The following is a 6,890-nucleotide window of genomic DNA, read 5'->3' on the forward strand; positions in this document are numbered from 1 at the left end:
AAAACTTTTTTTGCCTCATCGTTCAGTTTTCAAAGTTCGTCTGTCGTTCTTGGCGACTTAAATATCTTAACAAGCTATTAACAAGAAGTCAATATCTTTTTTAGATTTTTAAAACCGCTCTCGGCGACGTCTATTAATATATCAATAAAACTTTAAATGCACAATAGCTTTTTCAGAAAAACTTTAAATTATTTTTCAGTCTCTGCGTTTTTTGTAGGAAATGATGAACGCGTTTCTAGTTCCTTCATTATATAGAGAAAAAAGTGACCGTTGAATGGACCTAACCATTCGGCATATAAAAAGGCGAGATGGAATATCTCGCCTTACGATCTTAAATTCGAAAGTGAAACTTTGCGTTGCTTCGCCTCTTTTAAATAAAAGAAGTACAATGCTTCCGCTTGTTTAACTTGCGCTGCTAATTCCCCAGTGTCTTCGATACTCACTTCAAGTATGTGACGTTTCGATTCGTACTTCGCCTTAGCATCTAACAGCTCTAACAAAAATCGTTGGTCATATCCGTCTCGGAGAGGTTTGCGAAACCATCTCATAGTTCGCGTCTACCTTCCATCGCTCTTGATAAGGTCACTTCATCCGCATATTCTAAATCGCCGCCTACAGGTAAACCGTGCGCCAGACGCGTTACACGAATCCCAGTCGGTTTTAAGAGTCGGGACAAATACATTGAAGTCGCTTCCCCTTCGATATTCGGGTTAGTGGCCAAAATCACTTCACTAATCGCTTCATTCTCTTGAAGGCGCGTCAACAAACTCGATACGTTAATATCTTCAGGGCCAATCCCTTCCATTGGGCTAATCGCCCCATGCAAGACATGGTACTTCCCACGATACTCTCGCATCTTCTCCATCGCAATCACATCTCTAGAATCTTGAACAACACAGACCACAGTCTCGTCGCGATGGGAATCCGTACAAATCGCGCATGGGTCAACATCTGTAATGTGCCCGCATACCGTACAATATTTAATATCACGCTTAGCGCTGACAAGAGCCTTAGCGAACGTCAGCACATCGTCTTCTTCCATATCTAATACGTGGAATGCTAGACGTATGGCAGTTTTCGGACCAATGCCCGGCAATTTGGTAAAGCTTTCAATCAAACGTCCGATCGCTTCAGGGTATTGCAACTCACATCGTTCCTTTCTTCACTTAAAAGCCTGGAAGGTTCATCCCTTGCGTAAAACGTCCCATTTTGTCATTAACGAGTTGGTCAGCTTGCTTCATCCCGTCGTTAACTGCTGCCAAAACAAGATCTTGCAACATTTCGACGTCATCTGGATCGACAGCATCTTCAGCGATGATGACATCTAGCACTTCTTTATGTCCACTGACGATAACTTTTACCATGCCGCCACCTGCCGTACCTTCAACAGTCAAGTCTTTCAATTCTTCTTGAGCTTTCGCCATATCTTTCTGCATTTTCTGCATTTGCTTCATCATGTTGTTCATGTTTCCCATTCCACGCATGTAGAGCGCCTCCTTTTAAACTTCTTCAATTTCAACGACGTCACCAAAACGTTCGAGGGCCTTTGAGACAAGTGGATCTTCTTCAACCACTTCCTCTTCTTTTTGATCCGAACGTTCAGCTTGTTTACGAAGGATGAACTCATTCTTCAACTCAACCCAATCGGTCTCTAGTACGGCCATGATTTCTCGACGAATTCCCGTCACTTCAAACAAGGCTTGCTCAATCACGTCTCGCGTGCGACCGTTCGAGCTAACTTGCTCGTAGTGCCACGTCATCCCATCTTTAAATTGTACCAGTAAGGTGTCACTAGCACAAAGCACAGCTTCACTCTCATAGAATAGTGCAAAAATTGGACCATCCTGCGTTCGGATATTCCCCATGATATCTTCCCAGCTATCACGTATTGCGTTTAAATGCTGTCGTTCCGCTCGTTGCAATAATTGACGGATACGTTCCTTCGGGACTCGAATTTGAGTTCGCTTGGCAACTTTAGGTTTCTCTGTTATTGCTTCCGCTGCAGGGACTCCCGTTTTTTTGACCTCACTCAACTCGCGACTCAATTCACGGACTTGCTCTTGAAGTTGTTTCATCTGTTCTGTCATCGTCCGCCCTTGTTCGGCGATACGAATAAACGTTAGTTCTACCAAAACTTTCGGATGATTCGATAATCGCATCTGTTGCTGACAATCATTCAACTCTTCAATCACTTGGAATAGTTCATCTGTCGACGTCGCTTCAACAAATTGTCGGAACGTCTCTGTCGGACGAGCGCGTTCGAGTAAATCGATCGCTTGAGGTGAGGCCTTTAATAGTAAGGCGTCACGATGAACGAATACGAGATCTTCAATGAATCGCTTCAAATCCTTACCTTCACGCAGCATCGTTTCCAACGTACTCAAAATTTGATCAAGTTGCTTTTGCTGTAAGCCGTAAGCCATATCGAGCAGAGCATCATCTGTCACCGCGCCGGTCACTTCTAGCACAGCGTCTTCGGTCAAACGGCCATCGCTAAAAGCGAGTGCTTGATCGAGTAGGCTGAGTGCATCGCGCATCCCACCATCGGCAGCACGGGCAATCAGCTTGAGCGCCTCTGGATCATAGTCATAATCTTGATCGTTCAAGATATATGCCATACGTGTCTGCAATTGACTGACTTCATGCCGTTTCACATCAAAACGCTGACAACGCGAGATGATAGTTGCTGGAATTTTATGCGGTTCTGTCGTCGCCAAAATAAAGATGGCATGCGCCGGCGGTTCTTCTAACGTCTTTAACAAGGCGTTGAAGGCACCTGTCGAAAGCATATGCACTTCATCGATGATATATACTTTGAAGCGAGCTTGAGAAGGCGGATATTTGACTTTATCCCGGATTTCTCGAATCTCGTCGACCCCGTTATTTGAAGCCGCATCAATTTCAAACACGTCTGGGCTTGTCCCTTCCGTGATTGCGATACAAGTCGGGCACGTGTTACACGGTTCTCGTGTGGGTGCTGTCTCACAGTTGATGGCTTTCGCGATAATTTTCGCCAAACTTGTCTTACCGGTCCCTCGTGGACCCGAGAACAAATAGGCATGTGACATTCGTTCTTCAAGCAACGCATTTTGAATCGTGCGTGTGATATGAATTTGACCGACAACCTCTTGGAACGACTGCGGACGATAAACCCGATACAACGCTTGATACGCCATGTCCCCGCCTCCTTTCTTCCTTACATTCTCTATTTCATCATACAAAAAAATCTACAACCCTGGGGCCGTAGATTGAAGTTATTAAATAAATCTGCCGCGCACCGATTTCTGAAAGCACGTCAATGTGCGTTACTCATGCAGTTTGCTCGGCCCAAGCACCCCTGCGGCACACGGTACGTCACCACTTAAGGCTGCTTCCTTCCGGACCTGACCTGGTTCATGGGTGACCGTTGCGCAGGACTCAGACGTCAACGCCACTTACACGAGGACAGGCCACACCAATGCACTCCCTCGAATCGGAATTCAGTCTCGCTATAGCGGATTGCGAGTTACAGGGCACCGCTACCTCCCCGCCTAGCACGGCAAATGGGTAAATGAAGTTAGGCACTACGTTGAGTGCTATTACATTATACTGTTTAATCAGATGAGTTGCAACCTCTCTGTTCAAGCCGCGCCTGCTTCTTCCGTTCTCTAAGGTTTCGGAAGAAGATCGTCAGCAACTCCCCACACTCTTCTGCTAAAACATTTTCAGTTACTTCAGCTTGGTGGTTGAAGCGTTCGTCTTGGACGAGGTTCATGAGCGTCCCGCAACATCCACCCTTCGGATCGTGGGCACCAAAGATGACCCGCTTTACACGAGACAGCACGATGGCACCCGCACACATCGGACACGGCTCTAACGTGACGAACAGTTCACAATCCTCTAAACGCCAGTTGCCGAGCGTCTGGTTTGCCTGCTCAATCGCAATCATCTCGGCATGAGCCGCTGCCAACAAGTCGGTTTCCCGACGATTATGGCCGACCGCAATCACCTCATCACCTTTAACGATGACGCATCCGATTGGCACTTCGCCGATTGCTTCTGCCTTCTTTGCTTCTTCTATGGCGAGCCTCATAAATCGTTCATCTCGTTCCATATACACACTCCGTTTCTGATCACATATTATGAAAAAAAATGAAAATCATTTCGCTCGCCCTATCCCCTTCATTGTATGCTAGAATGGAACTTGCACTTTGGATAATGGAGGATGACATCATATGTTTATAACGGTAGAGGGACCGATTGGTGTCGGGAAAACGTCACTGGCCCATATCATCAGTCAGCACTTTTCAATGCAGATGCTGAATGAAATTGTAGAAGAGAATCCGTTTCTCGGCAAGTTTTATGAAGATATCGACGAATGGAGCTTCCAAACGGAGATGTTCTTCCTTTGCAATCGCTTCAAGCAATTAGACGATATCCACAAACACCACTTGAGTCAACAGCAATCCGTCGTTTCTGACTATCATATTTTCAAGAACTTAATTTTCGCTCACCGTTCTCTGAGACCAGCTCATTTGAACAAATATGAGCAAATCTATAAGATTTTGACACACGATATGCCGAAACCTGATGTCGTCATCTACTTGCACGCCAGCATCGAAACATTGATGAAACGTGTCGCCTTGCGTGGACGTGAAGTAGAAGAGAACATGTCTCGCGATTACCTCGAACAGCTCGCTCATGATTACGAAACGTTTATCGAATCATACCGTGCGACGCATCCCGAAGTGACGATTCTTTCGTTTAGCGGAGATGAGCTCGACTTCGTCCAGAACCCGGATGATTTGACGCACGTCCTCTCGACGATCGAACGTGAATTAGAATTGACTAAAGGAGCACAAATCAAATGACGCTGAATGAAAAATATAACATTCCGAACGATACGATCATCACGATCGGTGGAATGGTTGGAATCGGTAAATCAACAATCACGAACTCACTTGCCGATGCCCTCAACTTCCGCACTTCACTTGAAAAAGTAGACACGAACCCTTATCTCGATAAATTTTATCATGATTTTGAGCGTTGGAGTTTCCACCTTCAAATCTATTTCTTGGCTGAACGGTTCAAAGAACAGAAGAAAATCTTCCAATACGGCGGCGGCTTTATCCAAGACCGCTCAATTTATGAAGATACAGGCATCTTCGCTAAAATGCACTATGAAAAAGGGACGATGTCTCCAACCGACTACGAAACGTACTCAAGTTTGTTTGAAGCGATGGTACTGACACCATTCTTCCCACACCCTGACCTTCTCATTTATCTTGAAGGCTCATTCGAGCAAGTACTCGACCGCATTCAAATGCGCGGCCGTGAGATGGAGCAACAAACACCAATCACGTATTGGGAAGAGATGTACGCCCGTTACACAGAATGGATCAACAACTTCAATCTTTGCCCGGTCCTTCGTCTTTCTATTGAAGAGTATGACTTGATCAATGACCCTAACTCGGTCGAACTCATCCTTGAGAAAATCGAGAAACAATTGACGATCGCTCGCGAAGCGAAAGTCAGATAAGTAAAGAAGGTGCACTGCTCGCTTGAGCGGTGCACCTTCTTTTTACGTGTGGGCGATATGAGGTTTCCGATACGTCGGTGTCTTCCGAGCTTTTCGGAATCCATCGATGGAATCGAATACGGCTGCCAAAATCGTGATGGCGACGACCAAGCCGAACACCCATTCAAACGAATTAACCCCGTTCGGGACATTCGTCTCCAGCCAATTTAAAAAGCGTGGATCGAACAACTGTGGAGAACTCGCCATCCAAATGATGAATGTGGCCGAGGCAATATTGTAAATCAAATTAAACGAAGCGAGCGCATACGTCCAATGTCCGTTCATCCACTTCCATACCCCAAGTACGACTTGAAGCAAGATGACGGTCACAAATAACCAAATCACATCCATCAGGAACGTTTGATTGAAGATGGGAGTGATCATCATGAACCCCGCGTTCGTAGATTCATAAATCCCTAGTAACTGTTCGGCGTTAATATACACGCCAAACCACACAGCTGTCCAAAACAACCCGAACCCTGCGTCAAATTTACTGATTCGACCGCCCTTCACCCGTTCTTTCAGTTTGGACACATCCCATTTTATATCTGGCGCCGGTACATCATCAGGTGCATAGCGCTCAATTAAAAAGAATACAAGCGTGATCCAAAACACGAGCTGAATCCCGACATCCCATAACGTATCAAACACATTCGTCAAAAACGTGCCGATCGTCAGCATGAGCGGTCCTGAGAACGTTGGCATGCTAGACAACACGAGACCGAAGAAAACGACAGCTAAGACGATTGGAACAACAAGTTTAATAACGGTCACATACATTGGGAAAAAACGTGGTCCGATGACATACTGTCCTTCCTTATAACGTGCGGCAACGACGGTTGGATGTCCCATCTCCTCTAACACTCGTTTCACGTCTGCCTCAGTCGGGTGTTCGGGCAATGCCAGCTCAATCGATTGCCGAATCGAGGTAGCCGCCTCCTCGCGCCGTTTCGGAGGAACATGCCGTACGACCTCATCGATATACATCTCAATCCACTCCATGACGCCCACCTCCTTCCCATTGCGATATCACAGTCTACACTAATAAGATTCCCGATGGAGCAACAGATTAGCTGATTTTCGCTGGATTGACACAAACAAAAAAAGCCGCAGACCGGAGTCTACGACCATAAAAAAACGCATCTGCCCATGCAGATGCCAAAACAAGCGGAGTTGGTGGGATTCGAACCCACGCGAGCCTTACGACTCCTAACGGATTTCGAGTCCGTCCCCTTCAGCCGGGCTTGGGTACAACTCCAGGCTTAAAAAAGTGTAAAAAAAAGAAAGTGGAGGAGGTGGTGGGATTCGAACCCACGCAGGCTATTACACCCCT

At 46.2% G+C, this 6,890-nt stretch carries 8 protein-coding genes, 1 tRNA gene and 1 other RNA gene; 2 read left to right on the plus strand and 8 right to left on the minus strand.

Annotation, left to right across the window (positions count from 1 at the left end):
- Positions 1-323: 323 nt before the first annotated feature.
- The 6 genes from DPV68_RS14315 to tadA all read right to left on the minus strand — a co-directional run bounded on the left by DPV68_RS14315 (position 324) and on the right by tadA (position 4,093).
- A complete protein-coding gene (locus DPV68_RS14315; protein ID WP_034781883.1) occupies positions 324-548 on the minus strand; it encodes a YaaL family protein in 225 nt (74 codons plus the stop codon).
- Positions 545-1,144 (minus strand): recombination mediator RecR, encoded by a 600-nt coding sequence (recR, locus tag DPV68_RS14320; protein WP_021065285.1) that lies wholly within the window; start codon positions 1,142-1,144, stop codon positions 545-547. The genes DPV68_RS14315 and recR overlap by 4 nt, the downstream gene beginning before the upstream one ends.
- A gap of 22 nt (positions 1,145-1,166) precedes the next feature.
- Positions 1,167-1,484: a YbaB/EbfC family nucleoid-associated protein gene (locus tag DPV68_RS14325; protein ID WP_034781885.1), complete on the minus strand. Its 318-nt coding sequence runs from the start codon at positions 1,482-1,484 to the stop codon at positions 1,167-1,169.
- 15 nt (positions 1,485-1,499) lie between these two features.
- Positions 1,500-3,176, minus strand: coding sequence for a DNA polymerase III subunit gamma/tau (gene dnaX, locus DPV68_RS14330; RefSeq protein WP_114167450.1), 1,677 nt, complete (start codon positions 3,174-3,176; stop codon positions 1,500-1,502).
- A 94-nt stretch (positions 3,177-3,270) separates the two neighbouring features.
- Positions 3,271-3,539: signal recognition particle sRNA large type (ffs, locus tag DPV68_RS14335), an RNA gene on the minus strand.
- Positions 3,540-3,592: 53 nt separating this feature from the next.
- The gene (gene tadA / locus DPV68_RS14340) at positions 3,593-4,093 is read right to left on the minus strand and encodes a tRNA adenosine(34) deaminase TadA (RefSeq protein WP_114167451.1); all 501 of its coding nucleotides are present in this window, start codon (positions 4,091-4,093) and stop codon (positions 3,593-3,595) included.
- Positions 4,094-4,214: 121 nt separating this feature from the next.
- On the opposite strand from tadA, the gene DPV68_RS14345 reads away from it, so the two are divergent.
- Positions 4,215-4,850 (plus strand): deoxynucleoside kinase, encoded by a 636-nt coding sequence (locus DPV68_RS14345; RefSeq protein WP_114167452.1) that lies wholly within the window; start codon positions 4,215-4,217, stop codon positions 4,848-4,850.
- Positions 4,847-5,518 carry a deoxynucleoside kinase gene (locus DPV68_RS14350; protein WP_021065290.1) on the plus strand — a complete coding sequence of 224 codons (672 nt, stop codon included), beginning with the start codon at positions 4,847-4,849 and terminating at the stop codon, positions 5,516-5,518. The genes DPV68_RS14345 and DPV68_RS14350 overlap by 4 nt, the downstream gene beginning before the upstream one ends.
- A gap of 42 nt (positions 5,519-5,560) precedes the next feature.
- On the opposite strand, the gene DPV68_RS14355 is transcribed toward DPV68_RS14350, so the two are convergent.
- Both DPV68_RS14355 and DPV68_RS14360 read right to left on the minus strand, forming a co-directional pair.
- Positions 5,561-6,559: a hypothetical protein gene (locus DPV68_RS14355; RefSeq protein WP_114167453.1), complete on the minus strand. Its 999-nt coding sequence runs from the start codon at positions 6,557-6,559 to the stop codon at positions 5,561-5,563.
- A gap of 166 nt (positions 6,560-6,725) precedes the next feature.
- A tRNA-Ser gene (locus DPV68_RS14360) sits at positions 6,726-6,815 on the minus strand.
- Between the last annotated feature and the right edge of the window lie 75 nt (positions 6,816-6,890).

It is taken from the genome of Exiguobacterium sp. TNDT2 (assembly GCF_003331145.1).
Classification (GTDB): Bacteria; Bacillota; Bacilli; order Exiguobacteriales; family Exiguobacteriaceae; genus Exiguobacterium.